The sequence below is a fragment of the Micromonospora sp. WMMD961 genome (assembly GCF_029626145.1).
Lineage (GTDB): Bacteria > Actinomycetota > Actinomycetes > Mycobacteriales > Micromonosporaceae > Micromonospora.
In genome coordinates, this window is record NZ_JARUBJ010000002.1 from 3,810,497 (window position 1) to 3,831,329 (window position 20,833).

The following is a 20,833-nucleotide window of genomic DNA, read 5'->3' on the forward strand; positions in this document are numbered from 1 at the left end:
ACCCTACATGCACAACGTCTGGTTGTGGCTGGCCGCTCCGTCGGTTGTTTGATCAGTGGTCCTTGCTTTTGCTTTGCTCGCGGCGGTCAACAAACAGTTGTCCGGAAGCGGGGTGGGCGTGGGCGCGAGACGGTCCCTGGGCCGACGGTTCGGCTGGTTGTGGGCGGCGTACGCGGTCAGCGCGTACGGCTCCGGGTTCGGTTTCGGCGCGCTGCCGTTGATCGCCGTGCTGGTGGTGGATGCCGGCCCCGCCGAGGTGTCCGTGCTCTCCGCGGTGGGGCCGGCGGTGGGCGCGCTGGTCGCGTTGCCGCTCGGGCCGTGGGTGGAGTTTCACCGAAAGCGGCCGGTGATGATCGCGATGGACCTGGTCCGGTTCACGGCCCTGCTGACGATTCCCGTCGGGTACGCCCTCGACCGGGTCACCTTCGCGCAGTTGTTGGTCGTCTCGGCCGTCGTCGCCACCGCCAAGATCGCTTTCGGGGCGGCCAGCGGCGCCTACCTCAAGGCCCTCGTCCGGCCGGACGACCTGCTCCTGGCCAACGCGCGGTTCGAGTCGACGACGTGGAGCGCCATCGCGCTCGGCCCGCCGCTGGGCGGCGCGGCGGTCGGCGTGTTCGGGCCGGTCGCCAGCATCGGGGCCGACGCGGTCAGCTATCTGCTGTCCGCGCTCGGGATCACCGCGATTCGCGGCCGGGAGGAGCGCCCCCGGCGCAGCGGCGAACGCCGCGACCGGGCCGCCGAGGTGCTGGACGGTTGGCGGCACCTGCTGACCCACCGAGGCCTACGGGCGCTCTACCTCAACCAGTTGCTCGTCAGCGGACTGATCATGGCCAGCGAGCCACTGCTGGCCGTGCTCCTGCTCGGCGACCTCGGATTCCCACCGTGGCAGTACGGCCTCGCCTTCGCCGTGCCCTGCGTCGGTGGACTGGTCGGGTCACGCCTGGCCAACCGGGTCGTGACGCGGTACGGCCAGCATCGGATCCTGCGTACCGTCGGGACGTTGCGCGCGGTCTGGCTGATCGGGTTGGCCTTCGTCCAACCCGGCGTCGCCGGTCTCGCGACGGTGATCACGGTCGAGTTCGCGATCGTCCTGAGCATGAGCCTGTACAACCCGGTCCTGGCCACCTACCGCCTGCAGCAGACTCCCCGAGATCGCACCGTCCGTACGCTCGCGGCCTGGTCGATCGGCACCAGCGCCGCCATCGCGATCCTCAGCGCCCTCGGCGGACTGCTCGCCGACGCCACCAGCCCGCGCACCGCCATCGCGGTCGCGGGACTGCTGATCCTCGCCAGCCCGTTGCTGCTCCCCGGCCGTCCGGCCGCCGATCCGGTGCCAGATCGCGAGCCGGCGGCGGCGTCCTTCTGACCCGAGCTGCCGTACCGCACGTCGCCCTGGTGGTCGACCGCCACGGCGACGTGCGTGCCGGCGGGCACCTCAGCTCTGGCGGCCGAGCCACTCCCGGTAGGCGGTGGGCGCGAGGACCGCGTCGTCCGAGGCGATCAGGACGTCACCGGGGACGGCGGCGAACATGCCGGCGTTGTCGTCGGTGGTGACGGTGCGCTGGTCGCCGCGGGCGGCCAGGGTGATCCGGCCCAGTTCGTCGAGGCCGAAGACGTCCGGGCCGGCGACGTTGCGGATGCCCTGCAGCGGCGCGCCCATGCTGACGTCGGCGACGGCCTGCGCCACGTCGGCGGCGGCCATGGGCTGCACCGGGGTGCTGGGCAGGCGGACGGTGGTGTCGTCGGCGGTCCAGGACAGGATCGCCTCGACGAACTCGAAGAACTGGGTGGCGCGCACGATCGAGTACGGGACGGGGCCGGCCTTGAGGATGTCCTCCTGGAGGACCTTGGCGCGGTAGTAGGCCAGGTCGGGCACCTGGTCGACGCCGACGATGGAGAGCACCACCGCGTGTCCGACGCCCGCGCTGCCGGCGGCGGCCAGGAGGTTGTCCATGGTCGTCTGGAAGAAGGCGGGGGAGGCGTCGTCGAAGGTCGGCGAGTTCGTCAGGTTGACGACGACCTCGGCGCCGGTGAGCGCCTCGGTCAGGCCGTGGCCGGTGAGGAGGTCCACCCCGGTGGACAGCGAGTGCGGCACCGCCTCGTGTCCGACGTTCTGCAGGATCTTGACGACCTGCGACCCGATGAGGCCGGTCCCACCCAGTACGGCGATCTTCATGGTCATGCACCTTCCTGTGGCTGTGTGGTCCGCTGTCCGGCTTCGTTCGTCCGGCAAACTCGGACCTCTTCTGTCCGTGAACTATACTCGGACACGATGGGTCCGAGTAGCGGGGTGACTAGGGTGACGTCATGAAGATGTCCGGCGGGGTCGAGTGGGCGCTGCACTGCTGTGTGGTCCTCACCGCCAGCAACACGCCCGTCCCGGCGGCCAAGCTGGCGGAGCTGCACGACGTGTCCAGCAGCTACCTCGCCAAGCAGCTCCAGTCCCTCGCCCGCGCCGACCTGATCCACTCCGTGCAGGGCAAGTCCGGCGGTTACGTCCTCACCCGCGCGCCGGAGAGCATCACGGTGCTCGACGTGGTGCGGGCTATCGACGGACCGGGTCCCACGTTCGTCTGCACCGAGATCCGCCAGCGTGGCCCGTTCGCGACACCGGCCGACGCCTGCACCACCCCGTGCCCGGTCGCCCGCGCCATGTGGGCGGCCGAGGACGCCTGGCGGCAGGCGCTCGCCGCCGTCACGATCGCCGACCTCGCCCGCGACGTCGACAGCAACTCCGGCCCGGAGGCCCTGGCCGGCATCCAGACCTGGCTCACCAGCGGAGCCGGCTGAGCCGGCCGGACCGGCGGAGCCGGCTGAGCACCGTCACCCGGTGTGGCGTACCTCGGTGTCCCAGATCTGCGCCCACGGACGCCGCAGCCCCCGGCACACGTGGATCGGGCCGCCGTTCTCGTCGTTGTCCACCTCGACCCGCTGGTCCACCCACCCGGCCTGCGTGCACGACTCGAACCAGGAGCTCAACCGACCGGGACCGTCCCAGCCGACGGCGATCACCACGTCCGCGTCGGCGGGTGGGCGACCGAAGTCGACCATGCTGTTGTGCCCGGAGTAGGCGCGGGGCAGGTCACGGGCCGGACCGAAACGGGCCAACGCTCCCGCCTCACCATAGTTGCCGGTCAGGATCACCGCCCGCGGACGCTCCTCGGGAGACAGGCCACGATGGACGGCGGCCACCGAATCGGCGAACGCCGGCCAGCCGATCGTCTCGCCCGCGTCGTAGTTGACGTCGACCACGAAACCGGGCAACCGGTCGGCCGGCAGCACCGGCAGCAACAACACGATGTTGGGCAGCAGGAACGGCACCACACCCAGCCCGAGCAGCCCTCGCCGCAACCGGAGCGACCCCCGCGACGCCCACGCGGCGGTGACCACCGCGCCGGCCGCGGTGAGGACCAGCAGCAACGGCGCGTCGTAGTAACCCTTGCCGCCGGCGACCAGCACGATGCCGATCACCACCAACCAGGCCCAACCCACAGCCCGGTACGCCCGCCACGCCGGTCGCCGCAGCAGCGCCACGAGCCCCGCGATCCAGATCGGCACGGCGTACGGGCTGATGATGACGAACTGAAGCGTGAACGCGTCGAGGCGGCCACTGTAGGAGCTGTCCCCGCCGGAGATGGAGGCAGCCACCCCGAGCTGCGGAAAGCCGTGCGCCGCCTGCCAGATCAGGTTCGGGGCGGCCAACAGAAGCGCGATCCCGGCGGCGGCGAGCACCCACCGGTCCCGCAACAGCCGACGCGGCCCGGCGATGAGCACCCCGGCGAGCAGACCCACGGCCAGCAACGCCGGCAGCACCTTGCTGAGCATGCCCACGCCGAGCGCCAGCCCGATGCCGAGCGCCCAACGGCTGTCACCGGTGCGCAGCAACCGCACCGCACACCACGCCGCCACCAGCCACACCACCAGGTCGACGGTGGTGGTGCTGAGCAGGTGACCGCTGGCGAGCACGATGCCGGACAACGCGGCGAGCACCGCCGCGAAGGTCTGCGTGCCCCGGCGGGCGCCCAACTCCCGGGTGACGGCGGCGACCAGCAGCACCGCGCCGCCAGCGAGCAACGCCGACGGGGTACGCAGCACGACCAGGTTGCCGGGGGCGAACGTGTCGAGCAACCGGGCCAGCGCCGGAACCAGCGGCCCCTGGTCGACGTAGCCCCAGTCGAGGTGTCGGCCGGCGAGCAGGAAGTACAGCTCGTCGCGATGGTAGCCGTAACGCCCCGCGAGCAGCAGCAGCGTCACGGTGGTGGCGGCGGCCACCAGCCAGGGACCGCGGGTGGGCGTGCCGGGCTCGGGTGGCGTCGTCGACGGTGGTGGGGTGGGCTGGTGCGGTCGGTCGATGTCGATCGCGGGGTCGCTCACCCGCTCATGATGACCGGCGACGATGCCGCTTGGGTGCCCGTGCGGTCTACGGCACTGTGCCGTGTGCGGGCGGTCGGGACGAGTGCGAAGATCGGCTCTGTCACTCGGACCGAAAGGACGATATGCGCTATCGCAACCTGGGCGCCAGCGGCACGGTCGTGTCGACCCTGTGCCTCGGCACGATGACCTTCGGCGCGGAGACCGACGAGGCCGGCAGCTTCGCCCAACTGGACCGGTTCGTCGAGGCCGGCGGCACCTTCCTCGACACCGCCGACGTCTACTCCCGCGGCGTCTCGGAGGAGATCGTCGGACGGTGGCTGCGGGCGCGGCCCGACGTGCGGGATCGCCTCGTCATCGCCACCAAGGGGCGCTTCCCGATGGGTCCGGGCGCCAACGACGCGGGGCTGTCCCGGGTGCACCTCACCCGGGCCCTGGACGCCAGTCTGCGGCGGCTCGGCGTCGAGGCTGTCGACCTGTACCAGGCGCACGCCTGGGACCCGCTGACCCCACTGCCGGAGACGCTGCGGTTCTTCGACGACGCGGTCAGCGCTGGCAAGATCCGCTACGCGGGCGTCAGCAACTTCACCGGTTGGCAGTTGCAGAAGGCGGCCCTGCTCACCCAGCACCTCAACCTCACCCCGATCGTGACCCTGCAACCGCAGTACAACCTGCTGGCCCGGGAGATCGAGTTCGAGGTGGTGCCGGTCTGCGAGAGCGAGGGCATCGGCATCCTGCCGTGGTCACCGTTGGGCGGTGGCTGGCTGACCGGCAAGTACCAGCGCGACAGCGCACCCACCGGGGCGACCCGGCTCGGCGAGAACCCGGAGCGGGGCGTCGAGGCGTACGCGGGTCGCAACGCCGAGGAGCGCACCTGGCGGGTGCTCGACACGGTCCGCCAGATCGCCGACGAGCGAGGCGTGTCCATGTCGGCGGTGTCGCTGGCCTGGCTGGCGGCCCGGCCCGCAGTCACGTCGGTGATCCTCGGCGCGCGTACCACCGAGCAGCTCGACGACAACCTGACCGCCGCCGACCTGGATCTCGACGCCGAGCAGATGCGGTTGCTGGACGAGGCGAGCGCGCCGCTGGTGGGCGACTACCCGTACGGCAGCGCGGGTGTGCGGCAGCGCGGCCGTGAGCTGTCGGGCGCGTCGTGACGTCGTTCCCCGAGCCCACCGCCCCGGCCGGCAGTCGCAACGAGGTCTTCCTGCGGTACCTGGACTACTTCCGGGAGTCCATGGTGGCCAAGGTGTCGGCGTTGGACGAGTCGGAGCTGCGAAGCAGTCGGCTGCCGTCGGGGTGGACCCCGCTGGAACTGCTCACCCACCTGCGGCACGTCGAGTTGCGCTGGATCGAGTGGGGCTTCCAGGGTCGCGACGTGGCCGAGCCGTGGGGTGACCGCCGTGACGACCGCTGGTACGTCGCCCCGGACGTGACCCGAGAGGACCTGGTGGCGGCGCTGCGGGCGCAGGGCGCGCACACCAGCGCGGTCGTGACGGCCCACGACCTGGCGGAGATCGGCGCGCCGGGCCCGCGCTGGAACGGCGCGGACCCGGCGTCGCTGGAGCGGGTGCTGTTCCACCTGGTCCAGGAGTACGCCCGACACCTGGGCCACCTCGACGTAATCGCCGAACTCGCCGGGGGTCCGACCGGAGAGTGAGAACCTCGGCTCGATGATGGCCTGATGTCGCTGCTCGGGGCTTCGTTGGTGTGAACGGCTGTGCGTCACGTCCGAGCCAGGGGCGAGCGGGTTGTCGGACAGCGGTGGTACCACCAGATCTTGGACAGTTTCCGTTATGCCCTAACGGGAACTGTCCAAGATCTCTCACGTCGGGGGGCGGTCCGACCGGCAAGTGCGGCCCTCGGGTCGATAATGGGCGAATGCCGCTGCTCGTCGCGCCCGCCCTGCCCGCCGGTAGCCTCGCCGCCCAGGAGCAACCCCACCTTCCGGTGCGTCCCGGGCTGGCGCTGCGGCCCTGGCATGACGACGACGCCCCGGCCGTGCGGGCCGCATTCGACTGTCCGGCGATCCAGCGATGGCACGTGCGGCGTCTCGACAGCGACGACGAGGCGCGGTCGTGGACGGTGCAGTGGGCCGACCGTTGGCGCGACGAGACGGCCGCCAGTTGGGCGGTGGTCGACGCCGACGACCGGCCGGTCGGCCAGGTGGGGTTGCGCGACATGCTGCTGACCGAGGCGTCGGCGCAGGTGTCGTACTGGCTGTTGCCCACCGCGCGTGGTCGGGGCATCGCCACCGAGGCACTGGGGGCACTCGTCCGGTGGAGCTTCACTCGGGCTGGTTTGCACCGGCTGGCGCTGGAGCACTCGACCGGCAACGCGGCGTCCTGCCGGGTGGCCGCGCGGACCGGCTTCCCGGTGGAGGGCATGCGCCGAGGGTCGGTTCGCCACACCGACGGTTGGCACGACATGCACCTGCACGCTCGGCTGCGCACTGACGGCCCGGTCTGATCAGCGGGTCTCCGCCCAGCCGACGAAACGCGGGGTCAGGTCGGGAAGCGCGACGCCCGGGTGGAGCGTGGCGAGGTCAGCGGTGGCCGCCTCCTGAACCTTCGCCAGGTGCGTCAGCAGACCCGGCCGGTCCTCGCGGAACTCGGCGAGCAGGCGCAGCTTCGCGGCCGAGCACGGCCACCGGATGCCGCAGACCGGGCAGCACCACGACGGCCGCGACGGCACATGCTTGCGGTGCTCGCGCATCAGACGGTCCGCGCGGTGGTCCGACGCCGGAGGGGCGCGGGCCGCCGCGCGTCGCCGGGTGCCTGCCGCCGTACGCCCGCGCGCATCACGAACAGTTCACGCCGTGCCACCGCTTCACCCTTCGCGTTCAGCTGATACGCGTCGAGCCAGAGCCAACCGTCGTAGGTGTACCGGTCGGGTATCTCGCGGATGACGCGGACGACGATCGGTCTCCGGAACTGCACGCTCGCGGCGTCGGTCAGGAGGACCACGTCGCCGGCCCTGAACCGGCCAGCGTCTTCGTTGCTCTCCGGCACGGGTCTTCCCTCTGGTCGGCGTCTGGGAAGGGGCCGCTTCCGGGAGTGCTCGCCCACCGGAAGCGGCCCCGCGAACGCGCCCGCCGGGTCGAATCCCTGCCGGCCGCGCCACCTGATACCGCACTTTGCCGGTAGTTACTGGACAAGCACACAGCGTTGCGTTATGTCTTCATCGCAGCCGCTTTGCACCAGGAGAGGACGGGATGAACCACGCCTTTGTCGCAGCGCTCGCCGCAGCGGGCCATACCGCCGAAAGCCTCGCCGACCGGATCGGTGTGCACCCGAAGACCGTCGCCCGATGGGCGAACCCGGGGCACATTCCACAGAGTCGGCACCGGGCGACCGTCGCCGACCTTCTCGCCAAGGACATCGACACGCTGTGGCCGGACGCGGGCCACCGCCGTGAGCCGGTGTGGTTCCGGCCGTGGGTCGACCTGGAACGCGAGGCGGTGACGCTGCGGTCGTTCGAGTTGGCGTGGGTGCCCGGGTTGTTGCAGACCGAGGCGTACGCGCGCGCGACCCTGGCCGGCGGAATGCTGGCGGAAGAGGCGATCGACGAGTTCACCGAGGCGCGCCTCGACCGACAGGCGATCCTCGCCCCGGGAGGGGGCGGGCCCCTGCTGGTGGCCGTGCTGGACGAGGGGGTGCTGCGACGGCGCGTCGGCGACGACCGCGCCCTGATGGCCACGCAACTCGCGCGGCTGGTCGGGCACGCCGAAGCGGGCACCGTCCAGTTGCACATCGTCCCGGCGGACGCGCCCAGCTATCCCGGGCTCGACGGGCCGTTCACCATCGCGGACATGCCGGACGGTTCCCGGGTCGCGCACGTGGACAGCGCGGCCCAGGCGCAGATCCTGGACCAGCCATCGGACCTTGTTAATCTGGAGCGACGGTGGGAGCGGATTCGCGGAGAGGCGCTGCCCCGAGGGCGTTCCCTGGCACTCCTCAGAGAAGCGGCAGCAGCATGGACATGACCGGCGCGCGGTGGCGGAAGAGCACGAGGAGCGGCGGCAACGGGGGCAACTGTGTCGAGGTCGCCGACAACCTGCCGGGTGTGGTCCTGGTGCGGGACACGAAGGATCGCGACGGCGGAACGCTGGCGGTCAGTCCCGCGTCGTGGCGGTGTTTCGTCGCGCTGGTCCGCCACGCCGCCTGACCTCGTCAGCGGAGGCCGGCGGGTTCGGCCGGTTGCGGTTGCGGGGTCGCCGGCCAGGTGAGTCGGCGTACGCCGGGCACGAGTGACGTGCCCGCGCAGGAGGCGAGGACCAGCAGCCCGGCGACGGCCAGGGGCACCGGCGCGCCGAACGCGTCGGCGGCCAACGGCGCCAGCGCGTAACCCAACGGCATGGCACCCAACGACACCAGCCAGTCGTACGAGGTGACACGGGCCAGGACCTCGGGCGGGAAGTGGTGCTGCACGACGGTCTCCCAGACCGGGTTGAGATAGCCGAGGGCGGTCAGCGCCACCGCGTACGCGGCGATCACCGCGGACCTGGCGATGGCCCCCGCCTCGATCACGGCGCGGGTGGACACGTTGCTGCGGCGGGGTTTCGTGCGCCGGATTCCGTCGACAGTCGACCGTCGACGGGTCGACGTGGAGCCCACCGAGGCCGGGCAGGCCGCGTGGCGTGGGGCCATGGAGGTCCAAGGTGCCGAGGGGCACCGGCTGTTCGGCGCGCTCACCGCGACCGAGCGGCGGCGCCTCTCCGACCTGCTGCGCCGGGTGCTGCTCGTCGCCGAGCAGCCGCAGAGCACGCCGGAGAGCTGAGCAGGCCGGAAATTGCCTGGCGGTGCGCGTACCGCCGATGCGAGGGTGACCGGCGTGACTGCGCATGCTCTGGCCGGGGCCCTGGCCGACGACGGACGGCGGCGGATCTTCGCGGCGATCGTGTTGGGTGCGACCAGCGCGACCGACGTCGCCGAGCGGACCGGGCTGCCGGCGCGGGCGGTGCTCACCGGGGTCCGCCGGCTCACCGAGGCGGGTCTCGTCACCGGCGCCGACGGCGCGTTCGCGGCCGACCAGGCGTCACTGCGGGAGGCCGCCCGCGACAGCCCTCCGGCCGACGACGCCGATCCCGGTGTCGACCCGGTGCTGCGGACCTTCCTACGAGGGGACGTCCTGGTGGCTCTGCCGGCTCAGCGGGGCCGGCGGCGGGTGTTGCTGGCACACATCGCCGAACAGTCGTTCGCACCGGGCACCCGCTATCCGGAGCGGGCCGTCGACGACGCGCTCAAGAAGTGGTGCGCAGCCGGCGGGTCGGACCACGCGACGCTGCGCCGCTACCTGATCGACGAGCAGTTGCTCACCCGTGAGCAGGGCATCTACCAGCGACACTGATGGTCCGGGCGCCGACAACCGGCGGTAAACCCGTTGACCGGGCGGTGATGATCGACAAGTGACCGCCGCCGCCCGACCGACCTGGTCGATCAGTGCCACCCGACCCGACCAGCCCGATGCGGTGCGCCTGCTGCGCGAGTACATGACCGAGATGGTGGTCCGCTACCACCGTCGACCCGCCCTGCCCGGTGAGGTCGACGCGGCGCTGGCCGAGATGCCCAGCAACGACCTGACCCACCCGAGTGGACTGTTGCTGCTCGCCCACCACGGCCCCGAGTTGGCCGGCTGCGCCGGACTGCGCTGGCAGTCGGGCTGGGCCGAGCTGACCCGGGTGTTCGTCCGGCCCGCACACCGAGGCGCCGGAGGAGGTGCCGCGCTGCTGGCCGCCGTCGAGCAGGCAGCCCGTACCGCCGGGGTGGACCGGATCCGCCTCGACACCCGCAACGACCTGGTCGAAGCCCGCGCCCTGTACGCCCGGCACGGCTACGTGGAGATCCCGGCGTACTCGTCAGGCCCCTACGCCGACCACTGGTTCCAGAAGGAGTTGACGTACGCGTCCGAAGGCGCTAAATAAGAAGAGGAAGTTGAGTCGCCCCGGCTCAACTCATCACCTTCGGCCAGGAGAACCGAGGAGGCATGACCATGTTGATGCGTACCGACCCGTTCCGCGAGATCGACCGGCTCGCCGAGCAGTTCTTCGGTACGGCAGCCCGTCCCGCGACGATGCCGTTGGACGCGTACCGCGACGGGGACCACTTCTACGCGGCGTTCGACCTGCCCGGCGTCGACCCCGACACCATCGACTGCACCGTCGAGCGCAACGTGCTCACCGTCCGGGCCGAGCGTCGCCGGCCCAGCGGCGACGGCGTCGAGCTGGTCGCCGCCGAACGTCCGATGGGCACCTTCACCCGGCGACTGTTCCTGGGCGACACCCTGGACACCGACAAGCTGGAGGCCGGCTACGAGCACGGGGTGCTGACGCTGCGCATCCCCGTCGCCGAGCGGGCCAAGCCCCGGCGGGTCACCATCAGCGCCAACGGCGAAGGGCGCCGCCAGATCAACGCGTGACCACGGTCTCGGGTGGGATCGGCGCGCCTGCACGCCGATCCCACCCGAGGCTGAGAGCCTTTTTCACATGGTGTTCCCCGACGCTCCGGTGCTCGCCCGCCCGTCCGCGACCCCCGCTCTGCCGAGCGGGCCGGTCGAGGTCACCGAGGCGTGGCTGCGCAACCGGCGGTTGTCCGAGCACACCCGTGACGCGTACCGCCGTGACGTCACCAGCTGGCTCACCTGGTGCGCGGGCCGGGACCTGGACCCGCTGCGGGCCACATTCCTGCACGTCAACGAGTACGCGCGGGCGTTGGAAGCCACCATCGGCGCCCGCAGCGGCCGCCCGCTGACACCGGCGACGGTGGCACGGCGGCTCTCCGCGCTGTCCAGTTGGTACGACTTCCTCGTCAAACTGGGCGCCGTGCCGGCCAACCCGGTCTCCGGCGCGGACCGTCCCCGCGTCGACCGGGACCACTCCGCCACTCTCGGGCTCACCCCCGAAGAGGTCGACGCACTGCTCAGCGCCGCCGACGCGGACACCGGCGCGACCGCCGCCCGCAACCGGGCGGCGATCGCGCTCCTCGCCGACCTGGGCCTGCGGGTCGGGGAGCTGATCTCGCTGGACCTGACCGACCTCGGCACCGAGCGCGGGCACCGCAGCGTGCGCTTCGTCGGCAAGGGCGGCAAGCAACGCCGCCGCGCCCTCACCCCCAGCAGCGGGTACGCCGTGGATGCCTACCTGGCCGAACGGGCCGCCGCCGCCGGTGTGTCGGTGGCCCAGTTGACCGGGCCGCTGCTGGTCACCGCCACCGGCGGCCGGCTGGACCGGCACTCGGTGTTCCGGCTCGTGCGCCGACTCGCCCGCGCCGCCGGCATCCCGGCGTGGGCGAAGCTCTCCCCGCACTCACTGCGGCACGCGTTCGCCACCACCGCCCGATCCGAAGGCGTGCCGCTGGAGGACGTGCAGGACGCGATGGGGCACGCGGACCCGCGTACCACCCGCCGCTACGACCGGGACCGGCACAACCTCGACCGCGACCCGGCCTACGCGGTGTGGGCGGCCCGGTCGCGTCGTCGCGGCTGAGCAACACGGGCGGCGATCCGGCGACGATGCGCGCCGCCGTCACCCGAGGACCTCTGCGCTGACCCGCAGGGTCAGGGGACGTCGAGGGGCCAGAATGTCTGCCTTGCCGCGCCATCGCGGCAGAGCAGCCCGGTGCCGGCCCGCCGGCAGTCGGTCACACCTGCGGGGAGCACCGCGGACACCCGGTGTCCGTCGCGACCCACCGTCGCGACCAGGGAGCGTCTGCCGTCCGCCGCCATCCCCAGCACCACCAGGGGTTCCGCGGGTACCCGTGGGCCCGCCACCGTACGCCAGCGCGCGCCGGCCGGCCACGACCATGCCCGCGCGCCAGTCCCCGCGTCGATCGCCCAGCGTCCGTCCTCGCCCTGCCCGCAGATCAGGCCCTGGCAGGGCCGCAGGGTCAACTCACCCGGCGGCACCGGCACCCGCCAGCGCGGCGCCAGCCCCGGTAGGTCGTAGCCGGTCAGCGCCACCGCCTCGCCGCTCGGGTGGCGCAGCACCAGGTGCGCGCCGACGACCTGGGGGTTGTCCGGGCCGTAGTCGGCCGGCGGAAGGTGCCCCCGCCCGCGCTCCGCGCCGTCGCGGGCGTCGAGCAGCCGGGCCAACCCGTCGTCCTGGACCAGCAGCAGTACCCGGCCCGGCAGCGCCCGCAGCACCGCCGTGGAGGGCAGCGGAATTGACCACCGGGTCGCGCCGGTCGCCGGGTCGACGCCGTGCACGGTGCCCTCGACCCGCCGTCCCGGCTCGGAAGCGCTGCGCACCTCACTCACCGCGACCGCCGCGTCCCCGGCCGCGTACACCCGCTCGGGTCGCCGCCACAACGGCTGGCCGGTACGCATCGACCGCGCGGTGGTCGCCCGCGCCCCGCGCACCTGGTCGCGCTCCACCAGCAGCAGCAGGTCACCGGCGACCTCGGCGTACCACCCGGCCGCGGGCGGGACGGTGACCCGCCACCGCGGCGGGCCGTCCGGCGCAGCCGGGTCGTAGGCACTCAACGTCGGCGGGTTCGAATCGGGGTCGACGACCAGCAGCAACGGTCCCGCGCCGAGCACGGTCGCCCGGGCAGGCACCGCCAGCTCGACCTGCGGCGTCAGGCGCCCGGTCGGGGCGGCACCGCCGAGCAGGGCGCACGCCGTCACGAGCCACGCCAACCACCAACGGCGGGACACCTGCGGCGGTGGCCGGCGCTCGTCCAGTGGTGCGCCACGATCCTCGCCCAGCTCGATCAGCACCGACATGGAAGCCCACCCGTCCGCTCGCGCCGGCCGGTCAGCAGAGCAGGTCGAGGTGGTGGTGGGCGTCCTCGGCGATCTCCTCGTGCCGCAGCCAGCGGCGCGCCCACAACCGGGCGGCCAACGCCGCCTGCTCGTCCCCCCACGCGGCGTGCTCGACGAGCAACGCGGTGGTCAGCGCGTACGCCAGGCGCAGCGCCAGACCACGGGCGCCGGCGAGGACGGCCGACGCACCCGGGTCGACGCTCACCGCGCTGATGGTCTGCTCCAACTGCGCGGCGGCGGTGGCCAGGCTGTCGGCCAGCGCCGGCGACAACGGCCGGGCCAGGTCGACGGCGGCGGCGAGCCGGGCCAGTAGGGGCACCCCGGCGTCCTCCCGGGTCAGCGCACGCAGCACGTCCAGGGCCAGCACGTTCGTGGTGCCCTCCCAGATCGGCAGCACCTGGGCGTCGCGCAGCAGCCGGGGCACGCCGGTGTCCTCCACGTAGCCGGCCCCACCGAAACTCTCCACGTACTCGCTGGCGGAGCTGACGGCCAGCCGGCCGGTGGCCAGCTTCGCCAGCGGCGCCACGATCCGCAGCTCCGCCGCGGCCACCGGGTCGGCACCGACCTCGACCCGCCCGAGCAGCGCAAACGCGTGCCCGGCCAGGGCGAACGCGCCCGCCGCGTCCACCGCGAGGGTGCCCAGGGTGGCCCGGTGCAACGGCGACGACACCAACGCCCCGCCCGCGACGTGGCGCACGTCGGCGTACGCCCGGGCGTAGGCGAGACCTCGTCGCATCCCGCCCGCAGCCGCGGCAGCGTTGTGCACCCGGGTCACCACCACCAGGGTCATCGCCCTAACCAGACCGGGCACCGCCGGATCGCCCAGCGGCACGGCGTACGCGTCGTGCAGACCGATCTCGGCGGTGGGTAGCGCCCAGGTGCCGAGCTTGTCCTTGAGGCGGTGCACGGTGACGCCCGGTGCTGGTGCTCCCGGGGCCACGCCGTCGGCCAGCGGTGAGTCGACCGCGTACCGGGGCACGAGGAACGGCGCGAGCACCCGACTGCCGCGCCCGGCGCCCTCGGGTCGGGCCAGCGCCACCGCCATCGCCGCGTCGGCGGCGGAGCAGAACCACTTCTCCCCGGTCAGCCGCCAGGAACCATCCGCCGCGGGTCGGCCGATGGTGCTGGATCGGCCCAGGTCGGAGCCACCCTGCGCCTCGGTCATCCACTGCCCGCTGGTGATCGCCACCGCCGGGTCGGTGGAGATCAGCCGGGGCAGCCACGCGTCCCGGATCCCGGTGTCCACCTCCGGCAGGCTGAGCAGCGCCGCAGCCCCGTCGGCCATCGCCACCGGGCAGGAGAACGTCGCCGACTCCGGCCCGTACAGGTGCAGCAGGGCGTGCTGCACCACCCGCGCGGCGGCGCCCCAGGTGCCCCGCGCGTCCGGCAGGTAGGGCAGCGCGACCACGGCGTGTCGGGCGGCGGCGGCCCGCTGCGCCTGCCACCCGGCGGAGGTGTCGATCCGGTCGACCCGGGCGCCCCACGGGTCGTAGCGGACCAGCGTCGGCGGGTGCGCCTCGGCGTCGGCGTGCGCCGCGCGCAATGGCCCGGCGACGTCGGCGGCCAGGTCGGCGAGGCGGCCCTTCGCGGCGGCGTGCCCGGCCGGGCCGAGGTGACGCTCCAGCCAGGACCGCAGCAGGCCATCGCCGGCGTACGGGTCGACGGGGGGTGGTACCGGCTGCACGAAGCGGCTCATCGATCGGCTCCTGGCACTGCTCGGGGGTGTGCGCCGACGGTAGACGATCCGGGGCTGCCGCGAACAGGGCACACCCGCCCATCGGGCACACCCAGTTTCCGGCTTGTCGCCCGTCAGCGTGAGTGGGTTCTCTACGGTCGGTAGTCGTGGGTGCGGGCCAGTCGTGGAGCCGACCGGCCCGGCGTCACCGCCCGATGCGCACCGGGTTGGCGTTCGCCGGGTTCGGTGTGGCGCTGTGCTGCGTCGGGGTGGCCGGCCTGGCCGCCTGGAACCTGCAGACCGTCCGGCAGGCCGCCGGCCCGATCCGGGAGACCGCCGACAGCTTCCTCACCGAGGTGACGCTCGGCGACAGCGACCGCGCGTACGAGCGGCTCTGCGAGGACGCCCGCAGCCGGTGGAGCGCGATCGGCTTCACCAGTTGGGTGCGTACCCCGCCGATGGTCACCGACTACGAGATCACCGACGTGTCCGTCACCACCCGCAGCGGCCGACCGCAGGGCACGGTGACGGTGAAAGTGACCCGCGACGGTGGGCTCAACGAGGAACGCCGCCTACCGGTGGTCCGCGAGGGCGGCGACTGGCGGGTGTGCGGTGACCCCTTCTGAGCCCTCGGTCGCCGCCCCGGTACGCCCACAACTGCTGCGACCACGTGAGGGGGTGCAGCCGACCACCTCCACGGAGCTCTTCTTCGACCTGGTCTTCATCTTCACCATCACCCAGTTGTCGCACTACCTGATCGCGCACCTGGACTGGCGGGGCGCCGCGCGTACCGGCCTGTTGCTGGCTCTGGTGTGGCTCGTCTGGGTCTACACCACCTGGCTGACCAACTGGCTGCAACCGGACCAGGGGCCGGTGCGGGCCATGCTGATCGGGGTGGGGCTGGCCAGCCTGCTGTTGTCCGCGGCGATCCCCGACGCCTTCGGCTCGACCGGCCTGCTCTTCGCGCTGGTCTACGTGGTCGTGCAGGTGGGCCGCACCCTGTTCGCGCTGTGGGCGGTACAGGGCAGTCCGTGGTTGGTAGCCGGGTTCCAACAGTCGCTGCCGTGGATCGCCGGGACGTCGGTGCTCGTGGTCATCGGTGGCCTCGTCGGCGGCGCCGCCCGGGACACGGTGTGGGCGGGGGTGCTCGTGCTCGAGGTGGTCGGTCTCTCGATCGGCTACCCGGTGCCGAGGCGGGGACGCAGTCGACCCGAGCGGTGGATGGTGGAGGGCGGGCACCTGGCCGAACGGTGCGCGGCGTTCGTGCTGATCGCGCTGGGGGAGTCGATCCTGGTCACCGGCAGCACCCTCACCTCGCACGTGGACCTGGTGAAGTCCGGGGCGTTCCTGCTGGCGTTCGGCGGTTCGGTGGCGCTGTGGTGGGTGTACTTCGCCCGCTCGGCCCCGGCGGCCACGGAGGTGATCGCCCACGCCGGACAGCGCACCGGCGCGTTGAGCCGGGTCGCGTTCAATTTCCTGCACCCGGTGATCGTCGCCGGGGTCGTCGTCACGTCGGCGGCCGACGAGCGGTTGCTGCGGGATCCGGGCGCGCGGGCCACCACTGTCGACGTGCTGCTCTCCCTCGGTGGACCCGCGCTGTTCCTGGCCGGGCACGCCGCCTACAAGGCGCTGCTGTGGCGGACCCTGCCGACCAGCCGGGTCACGGCCGTGGTGGTCCTGCTGGCGCTGATGCCGGTCGGTGTGGCGGCGGGGGTGCCCGTCGCGGGGTGCGCGGCGGCGGCGTTGGCGGTGACGGTCGCCGTGATCATGGCAGACCGCTCCGGGGCACGGCGGGGGGCGCCATGACCCGCTCCGAGGCGGGCGGCGGCGGGCCACTTCACCCGCAGTTGCTGCGACCGCGTCGGGGCGTGGAGCGGACCACCTCCACCGAACTGTTCTTCGACCTCGTCTACGTCTTCACGATCATCCAGCTGTCGCACTACCTGGCCGAGCACCTCGCTCTCACCGGCGGCGGTCGCGCTGCGGGTGCCACTCGCGGTGGCTGCCTCGGCCGCGCTGCTGGTCACCGGCGCGGTGATCATGGCCGACTGGATGGCGGCCCGGAAGGTGTCTCAGTCGCGGGGGCCGAGGTCGCCGCTGCGGTAGTGCCGGCGGCACAGCACCTGGTAGCGCACCTCGGCGGTGTCCACGGTGTCGCCGATGACGACCTGCGCGCCCTCGCGGACGACCCGCCCGTCGACGACGCGGGCGTTGAGCAGCCCTTCGCGACCGCACCAGCAGAGCACCTCGACCTGGATGCGGGCCACCTCGTCGGCCAACTCGAACAGACGTTGCGCGGCGGGGAACAGGCTGGACCGGAAGTCGGTGGCCAGCCCGAACGCGAACACGTCGACGTCGTAGCTGTCGACCAGCTCGGCCATCTGCTCGACGTGCTCCACCGTGTAGAAGCACGCCTCGTCGCAGATCAGGTAGTCCACCCGTACCCCGTCGGCCCACCGGCCGCGCACGAGCGCCCGCAGGTCCAGGTCGTCGGTGACCTCGATGGCCTCGTGGGCCAGCCCGATGCGGGTGGTGACCTGCGGGCCCAGCGACCGGTCGATGCGGGTGGTGACCAACCCTCGCCGGCCCTGCCGGGCGTGGTTGTAGTTCATCTGCAACGCCATCGTGGACTTGCCGCAGTCCATCGGCCCCCAGAAGAACTTCAACGCCGCCGCGTGCACCGGCCGCCCGTCCAGCCCACGCGCCGCCGCGCACCCGGCCGGCGCGTGCGGCTGACCGGGGAACGGGTGGGCGAGGCAGGTCGGGGCGGCGGTGGCGTCGTCAGTCACGGTCGGGCAGCCTAGCCGATCGAGCGCCCCTGATCTGTCGGGTGCGGGATGCGTGCTCAGAGCACCCGCGGGGGTGTGTTGCCCGCGGCGACGATGGCACGGCGCATCGGCACGGCGGCGAGGAGCAGGAAACCGACCACGAAGAAGATCAGCAGTGAGACCAGGCCCACCCGGTAGGAGGAGGTGAGCTGGAACACCAGGCCGAAGGCGAGTGGGCCGAGCCAGCTGGTGCCCTTGTCGCTGATCTCGTAGAAGCCGTAGTACTCGCCCTCCTTCCCGGCGGGGATGAGCTGGCTGAACAGGGATCGGCTCAGCGCCTGACTGCCGCCGAGGACCAGGCCGATGGCCGCGCCGAGGACCATGAACGGCACCGGCGCCTCGGCGGGCAGCCGGAACGCGGCGATGATCACACCGGTCCAGAGCACCAGGCTGAGCAGGACGGTCTTCCACGCGCCGATGCGTCTGGCCAGCGCGCCCAGGCTCAACGCGCCGCCGAAGGCGAGGAACTGCACCAGCAGGATCGTGATGATCAGGGTGCTCTGTTCCAGCCGTAGCTCCTCGGTGCCGTACTGGCTGGCCAGGGTGATGACGGTCTGGATGCCGTCGTTGTAGACCAGGAAGGCGAGCAGGAAGTACAGCGTCAGCGGGTACGCCTTGATCTCGCGGATGGTGCGGCCGAGTTGGCGGAACCCGTCGGTGAGCACGTTGCCGCCACCGGCCAGTGCCGCCGCCGGTGGGCGTTCGCGCAGCCAGCGCAGCGGCACCAGCGTGAACAGCGCCCACCAGACTCCGGCGGACACGATCGACCAGCGGGCCAGGTCCAGGGTGCGTTGCGGGTTGTCGCCCTCGTCGAGCAGGGTGATCGCGACCAGGTTGAGCGCCAGCAGCAGACCGCCACCGAGGTAGCCCAGCGCCCAGCCGCGGCTGGAGATGCCGTCACGTTCGTCCGGGCCGCCGAGCTGTGGCAGGAACGAGTTGTAGACCACGATCGCGGCGCCGAAGGAGATGTTGGCGACCAGGAAGAGCGCCCCGCCGAGCAGGTAGCGGTCGCCGGTGACGAAGGCCATCAGGATCGTCGCACCGGCGCCGGTGAACGCGGCGCCGCCGAGCAGCCGCTTCTTGTGCGCCGACCGGTCCGCGATGGCCCCGATGACCGGCAGCACGAACACGGTGAGGAACACCGACAACGAGATCAGGTACGGGTAGTAGGACCCGGCGGCGACCTTGATGCCGAGCGGGTACACGAAGCCGTCGCAGGAGTCGGCACCCAACTCGCAGCCGGCCGCCACCTCGGCGACGGTGGTGAGGAACGGGCCGAGGAACACCGTGATGACGGTGGTCTGGAAAGCGGAGTTGGCCCAGTCGTAGATGTACCAGCCCCGGCGCTCCCGGCGGGTGCTCGCGGGAGGCGGGGTGTCGTCCACCGTGGGGGTCACGGTCTCGGCCATCGGTGGTCCTCGGATGGTCAGGCGGCCCAGTGGCCGCGGCTGCGGTAGACGTCGCGCAGCACGCCGACGTGATCGGTCATGATGCCATCCACGCCACGATCCAGTAAGTCGTGCATCTGGGCGGGTTCGTCGATCGTCCAGACGTGCACCTGAAGGCCGATCCGGTGGCAGTAGTCGAGGAACCGACGGTCCACCACCGGCACCCGTCCGTAGCGGGGCGGCACCTGCGCGGCCACCACCGACGGCGGCAGCCGCAGCGGCCGACCGTGCAGGGAGGCCAGCCGCAGCCGGGCGACGCCCCGCATGCCGAGGCTGGTGGCGACCCGCCCCTGGGTGAGCGCCCGCAGCCGGGTCAGCCGGGCGTCGCTGAACGAGGCGAGCAGCACCCGGTCGGCGGCGCCGGCCCGGGTCACGGTCGCGACCGCCGGCTCGACGCCGCCGTCGGCCTTCACGTCGATGTTGAAGCGGACCTGCGGCCACGCCCCCAACACCTCGTCGAGCCGGGGTACGACGGCAGCGCCGCCGACGCGTACGGAGGCGAGGTCGGCCCAGCTCATCTCGGCGATGCGCCCCGGTTCACCGGTGACCCGGCGCAGCGTCGGGTCGTGGAAGATCACCGCGACGCCGTCCGCTGTGGCGTGCACGTCGGTCTCCACGTACCGGTAACCCAGCCCGATGGCCCGGGCGAACGCCTCGGTGGTGTTCTCGTCGCCGTCGGCGGCGCCGCCCCGGTGGGCGAACGCCAGCGGCGCGGGCGCGTCGAGGTAGCCGGATCGGGTCAACACGCGACGCAGTATGCCCGCCGCCGGTGGAGCGCGGGTGACCTACCGGCGAAGATCAGACCCGGGACGCCGGGGGGTCGGGTGACGCGGCCGGTGTGGTCGGCGGCTGGTGGGATTGCCGGCAGCGCCGTCAGGCCGAGCGGCGGCGGTGGGCGCGGCTGGGGTCGCTCGGGCGGCCGGGGTCGACGTGCCGGGGCAGGTCGGGTTCGTCCGGGCGCAGCGGGGCGAGCGTGTCGGTGAGCGCGTCGATGATCCGGTCGGTGGCCCGGCGGGCCGCACCGGGGCTGCTGGCCGTTGTCTCACCCAGGTCGACGGGCGTGCCGAAGTGCACCCGGATCACCGGGCGACGCCACAGTGCGCGGGCGATGCCGCGCAGCATTCCCCGGGGCGCCTGGTAGGGGAGCACCTCGTGCGAGCCCCACTGGGCGACCGGGACGACCGGAGCGCCGCAGGCCAGGGCGAGGCGGGCGGCGCCGGTCTTGCCGCGTTCGGGCCACATGCCAGGGTCCAGGCCGATGCGTCCCTCGGGGTAGATCAGGATCACCGAGCCGCGGGCGACGGCGGTGGCGGCGTCGTCGAGAGCCCGGTGGACGGCGCTGGTGCCCCGGTCGACGCGAATGTGCCCGGCGTGGCGCATGGCGGCACCGAACACCGGGGCACGAAACAGTCCGGCGGTCGCCATGATCCGAGGGGCGATACCCCTGGTCTGGCAGGCGGCGGCCATGACCATCGGGTCGAACGGGCTGATGTGGTTGGCGGCCAGCACCAGCGGCCCTCGGCGCAGGTGCGCGGGGACGTCGCCGGTGACCTCGAGGCGGGCCAGCAGGCCGACCAGGGCCCGGATCAGGAGCAGTGCGCCGCGCCAGATCAGCGGCGGCCGCCAGCTGCCGTACGTGGTGTCCATCAGCGCGACATCGTCGCACGCTTCGGCCCTGTCGTGCGGGCGGGTCGGCCGGATGCCCCGGGGTGATCAGGGTCATTGGTCCTGGGCCGTTCCGGGCCACCCGG

General features: G+C 72.7%; 25 protein-coding genes. 14 read left to right on the top strand and 11 right to left on the bottom strand.

The features are described 5' to 3' along the window. The first annotated feature begins 118 nt into the window (after positions 1–118). Complete coding sequence (locus O7614_RS17335) at positions 119–1,366, top strand: MFS transporter (protein ID WP_278139499.1); 1,248 nt, start codon at positions 119–121, stop codon at positions 1,364–1,366. 69 nt (positions 1,367–1,435) lie between these two features. Here O7614_RS17335 and O7614_RS17340 read toward each other — a convergent pair whose 3' ends face one another. Beyond that, a complete protein-coding gene (locus O7614_RS17340; protein WP_278139500.1) occupies positions 1,436–2,182 on the bottom strand; it encodes an SDR family oxidoreductase in 747 nt (248 codons plus the stop codon). A 125-nt stretch (positions 2,183–2,307) separates the two neighbouring features. On the opposite strand from O7614_RS17340, the gene O7614_RS17345 reads away from it, so the two are divergent. Then, positions 2,308–2,790 carry an Rrf2 family transcriptional regulator gene (locus O7614_RS17345; RefSeq protein ID WP_278139501.1) on the top strand — a complete coding sequence of 161 codons (483 nt, stop codon included), beginning with the start codon at positions 2,308–2,310 and terminating at the stop codon, positions 2,788–2,790. A gap of 33 nt (positions 2,791–2,823) precedes the next feature. Here the strand turns inward: O7614_RS17345 and O7614_RS17350 are convergent, their stop codons facing one another. Further along, entirely contained in the window at positions 2,824–4,374 is a 1,551-nt protein-coding gene (locus tag O7614_RS17350; protein WP_278139502.1) for a glycosyltransferase family 39 protein, read from the bottom strand. Between the two features lie 122 nt (positions 4,375–4,496). On the opposite strand from O7614_RS17350, the gene O7614_RS17355 reads away from it, so the two are divergent. From O7614_RS17355 to O7614_RS17365, 3 genes are all read left to right on the top strand, one after another. Further along, positions 4,497–5,528: an aldo/keto reductase gene (locus tag O7614_RS17355; protein WP_278139503.1), complete on the top strand. Its 1,032-nt coding sequence runs from the start codon at positions 4,497–4,499 to the stop codon at positions 5,526–5,528. Beyond that, positions 5,525–6,031 (top strand): DUF664 domain-containing protein, encoded by a 507-nt coding sequence (locus O7614_RS17360; protein WP_278139504.1) that lies wholly within the window; start codon positions 5,525–5,527, stop codon positions 6,029–6,031. Before O7614_RS17355 ends, O7614_RS17360 begins: the two co-directional genes overlap by 4 nt. A gap of 221 nt (positions 6,032–6,252) precedes the next feature. After that, positions 6,253–6,840 (top strand): GNAT family N-acetyltransferase, encoded by a 588-nt coding sequence (locus O7614_RS17365; RefSeq protein ID WP_278139505.1) that lies wholly within the window; start codon positions 6,253–6,255, stop codon positions 6,838–6,840. Here the strand turns inward: O7614_RS17365 and O7614_RS17370 are convergent, their stop codons facing one another. Together O7614_RS17370 and O7614_RS17375 are read right to left on the bottom strand one after the other, a co-directional pair. Further along, positions 6,841–7,086 (bottom strand): flavin reductase, encoded by a 246-nt coding sequence (locus O7614_RS17370; protein WP_278139506.1) that lies wholly within the window; start codon positions 7,084–7,086, stop codon positions 6,841–6,843. After that, a complete protein-coding gene (locus O7614_RS17375) occupies positions 7,086–7,382 on the bottom strand; it encodes a hypothetical protein (protein ID WP_278139507.1) in 297 nt (98 codons plus the stop codon). The genes O7614_RS17370 and O7614_RS17375 overlap by 1 nt, the downstream gene beginning before the upstream one ends. Before the next feature lie 203 nt (positions 7,383–7,585). Here O7614_RS17375 and O7614_RS17380 point away from each other — a divergent pair, with 203 nt between their 5' ends. Together O7614_RS17380 and O7614_RS17385 are read left to right on the top strand one after the other, a co-directional pair. Further along, complete coding sequence (locus O7614_RS17380) at positions 7,586–8,356, top strand: DUF5753 domain-containing protein (RefSeq protein ID WP_278139508.1); 771 nt, start codon at positions 7,586–7,588, stop codon at positions 8,354–8,356. Continuing rightward, a complete protein-coding gene (locus O7614_RS17385) occupies positions 8,347–8,538 on the top strand; it encodes a DUF397 domain-containing protein (RefSeq protein ID WP_278139509.1) in 192 nt (63 codons plus the stop codon). The genes O7614_RS17380 and O7614_RS17385 overlap by 10 nt, the downstream gene beginning before the upstream one ends. 5 nt (positions 8,539–8,543) lie before the next feature. On the opposite strand, the gene O7614_RS17390 is transcribed toward O7614_RS17385, so the two are convergent. After that, positions 8,544–8,900, bottom strand: a complete 357-nt coding sequence (locus O7614_RS17390; RefSeq protein WP_278139510.1) for a hypothetical protein — start codon at positions 8,898–8,900, stop codon at positions 8,544–8,546. On the opposite strand from O7614_RS17390, the gene O7614_RS17395 reads away from it, so the two are divergent. The 5 genes from O7614_RS17395 to O7614_RS17415 all read left to right on the top strand — a co-directional run bounded on the left by O7614_RS17395 (position 8,881) and on the right by O7614_RS17415 (position 11,854). Beyond that, positions 8,881–9,150: a MarR family transcriptional regulator gene (locus O7614_RS17395; RefSeq protein ID WP_278139511.1), complete on the top strand. Its 270-nt coding sequence runs from the start codon at positions 8,881–8,883 to the stop codon at positions 9,148–9,150. The genes O7614_RS17390 and O7614_RS17395 overlap by 20 nt on opposite strands. Before the next feature lie 54 nt (positions 9,151–9,204). Next, a complete protein-coding gene (locus O7614_RS17400; RefSeq protein WP_278139512.1) occupies positions 9,205–9,720 on the top strand; it encodes a DUF2087 domain-containing protein in 516 nt (171 codons plus the stop codon). Between the two features lie 58 nt (positions 9,721–9,778). Continuing rightward, positions 9,779–10,294, top strand: a complete 516-nt coding sequence (locus tag O7614_RS17405; RefSeq protein ID WP_278139513.1) for a GNAT family N-acetyltransferase — start codon at positions 9,779–9,781, stop codon at positions 10,292–10,294. 68 nt (positions 10,295–10,362) lie between these two features. Further along, positions 10,363–10,788 (top strand): Hsp20/alpha crystallin family protein, encoded by a 426-nt coding sequence (locus O7614_RS17410; protein ID WP_088991665.1) that lies wholly within the window; start codon positions 10,363–10,365, stop codon positions 10,786–10,788. Positions 10,789–10,855: 67 nt separating this feature from the next. Continuing rightward, on the top strand, positions 10,856–11,854 hold the full coding sequence (locus tag O7614_RS17415) for a tyrosine-type recombinase/integrase (protein WP_278139514.1): 999 nt from the start codon (positions 10,856–10,858) through the stop codon (positions 11,852–11,854). A 71-nt stretch (positions 11,855–11,925) separates the two neighbouring features. Here O7614_RS17415 and O7614_RS17420 read toward each other — a convergent pair whose 3' ends face one another. Together O7614_RS17420 and O7614_RS17425 are read right to left on the bottom strand one after the other, a co-directional pair. Continuing rightward, on the bottom strand, positions 11,926–13,092 hold the full coding sequence (locus O7614_RS17420; protein WP_278139515.1) for a PQQ-binding-like beta-propeller repeat protein: 1,167 nt from the start codon (positions 13,090–13,092) through the stop codon (positions 11,926–11,928). A gap of 31 nt (positions 13,093–13,123) precedes the next feature. After that, a complete protein-coding gene (locus O7614_RS17425) occupies positions 13,124–14,827 on the bottom strand; it encodes an acyl-CoA dehydrogenase family protein (RefSeq protein ID WP_278139516.1) in 1,704 nt (567 codons plus the stop codon). Positions 14,828–15,021: 194 nt separating this feature from the next. Between O7614_RS17425 and O7614_RS17430 the strand changes: the two genes are divergently transcribed. Beyond that, entirely contained in the window at positions 15,022–15,432 is a 411-nt protein-coding gene (locus tag O7614_RS17430; RefSeq protein WP_278142290.1) for a DUF4878 domain-containing protein, read from the top strand. Then, complete coding sequence (locus O7614_RS17435) at positions 15,419–16,612, top strand: low temperature requirement protein A (RefSeq protein WP_278139517.1); 1,194 nt, start codon at positions 15,419–15,421, stop codon at positions 16,610–16,612. The genes O7614_RS17430 and O7614_RS17435 overlap by 14 nt, the downstream gene beginning before the upstream one ends. 266 nt (positions 16,613–16,878) lie before the next feature. Here O7614_RS17435 and O7614_RS17440 read toward each other — a convergent pair whose 3' ends face one another. The 4 genes from O7614_RS17440 to O7614_RS17455 form a co-directional block, all read right to left on the bottom strand. Then, positions 16,879–17,502 (bottom strand): thymidine kinase, encoded by a 624-nt coding sequence (locus tag O7614_RS17440; RefSeq protein WP_231924683.1) that lies wholly within the window; start codon positions 17,500–17,502, stop codon positions 16,879–16,881. A gap of 149 nt (positions 17,503–17,651) precedes the next feature. Beyond that, entirely contained in the window at positions 17,652–19,043 is a 1,392-nt protein-coding gene (locus O7614_RS17445; protein WP_278139518.1) for an MFS transporter, read from the bottom strand. Between the two features lie 17 nt (positions 19,044–19,060). Then, positions 19,061–19,828 carry a glycerophosphodiester phosphodiesterase gene (locus tag O7614_RS17450; protein ID WP_278139519.1) on the bottom strand — a complete coding sequence of 256 codons (768 nt, stop codon included), beginning with the start codon at positions 19,826–19,828 and terminating at the stop codon, positions 19,061–19,063. A gap of 127 nt (positions 19,829–19,955) precedes the next feature. After that, positions 19,956–20,729: a lysophospholipid acyltransferase family protein gene (locus O7614_RS17455; protein ID WP_278139520.1), complete on the bottom strand. Its 774-nt coding sequence runs from the start codon at positions 20,727–20,729 to the stop codon at positions 19,956–19,958. Between the last annotated feature and the right edge of the window lie 104 nt (positions 20,730–20,833).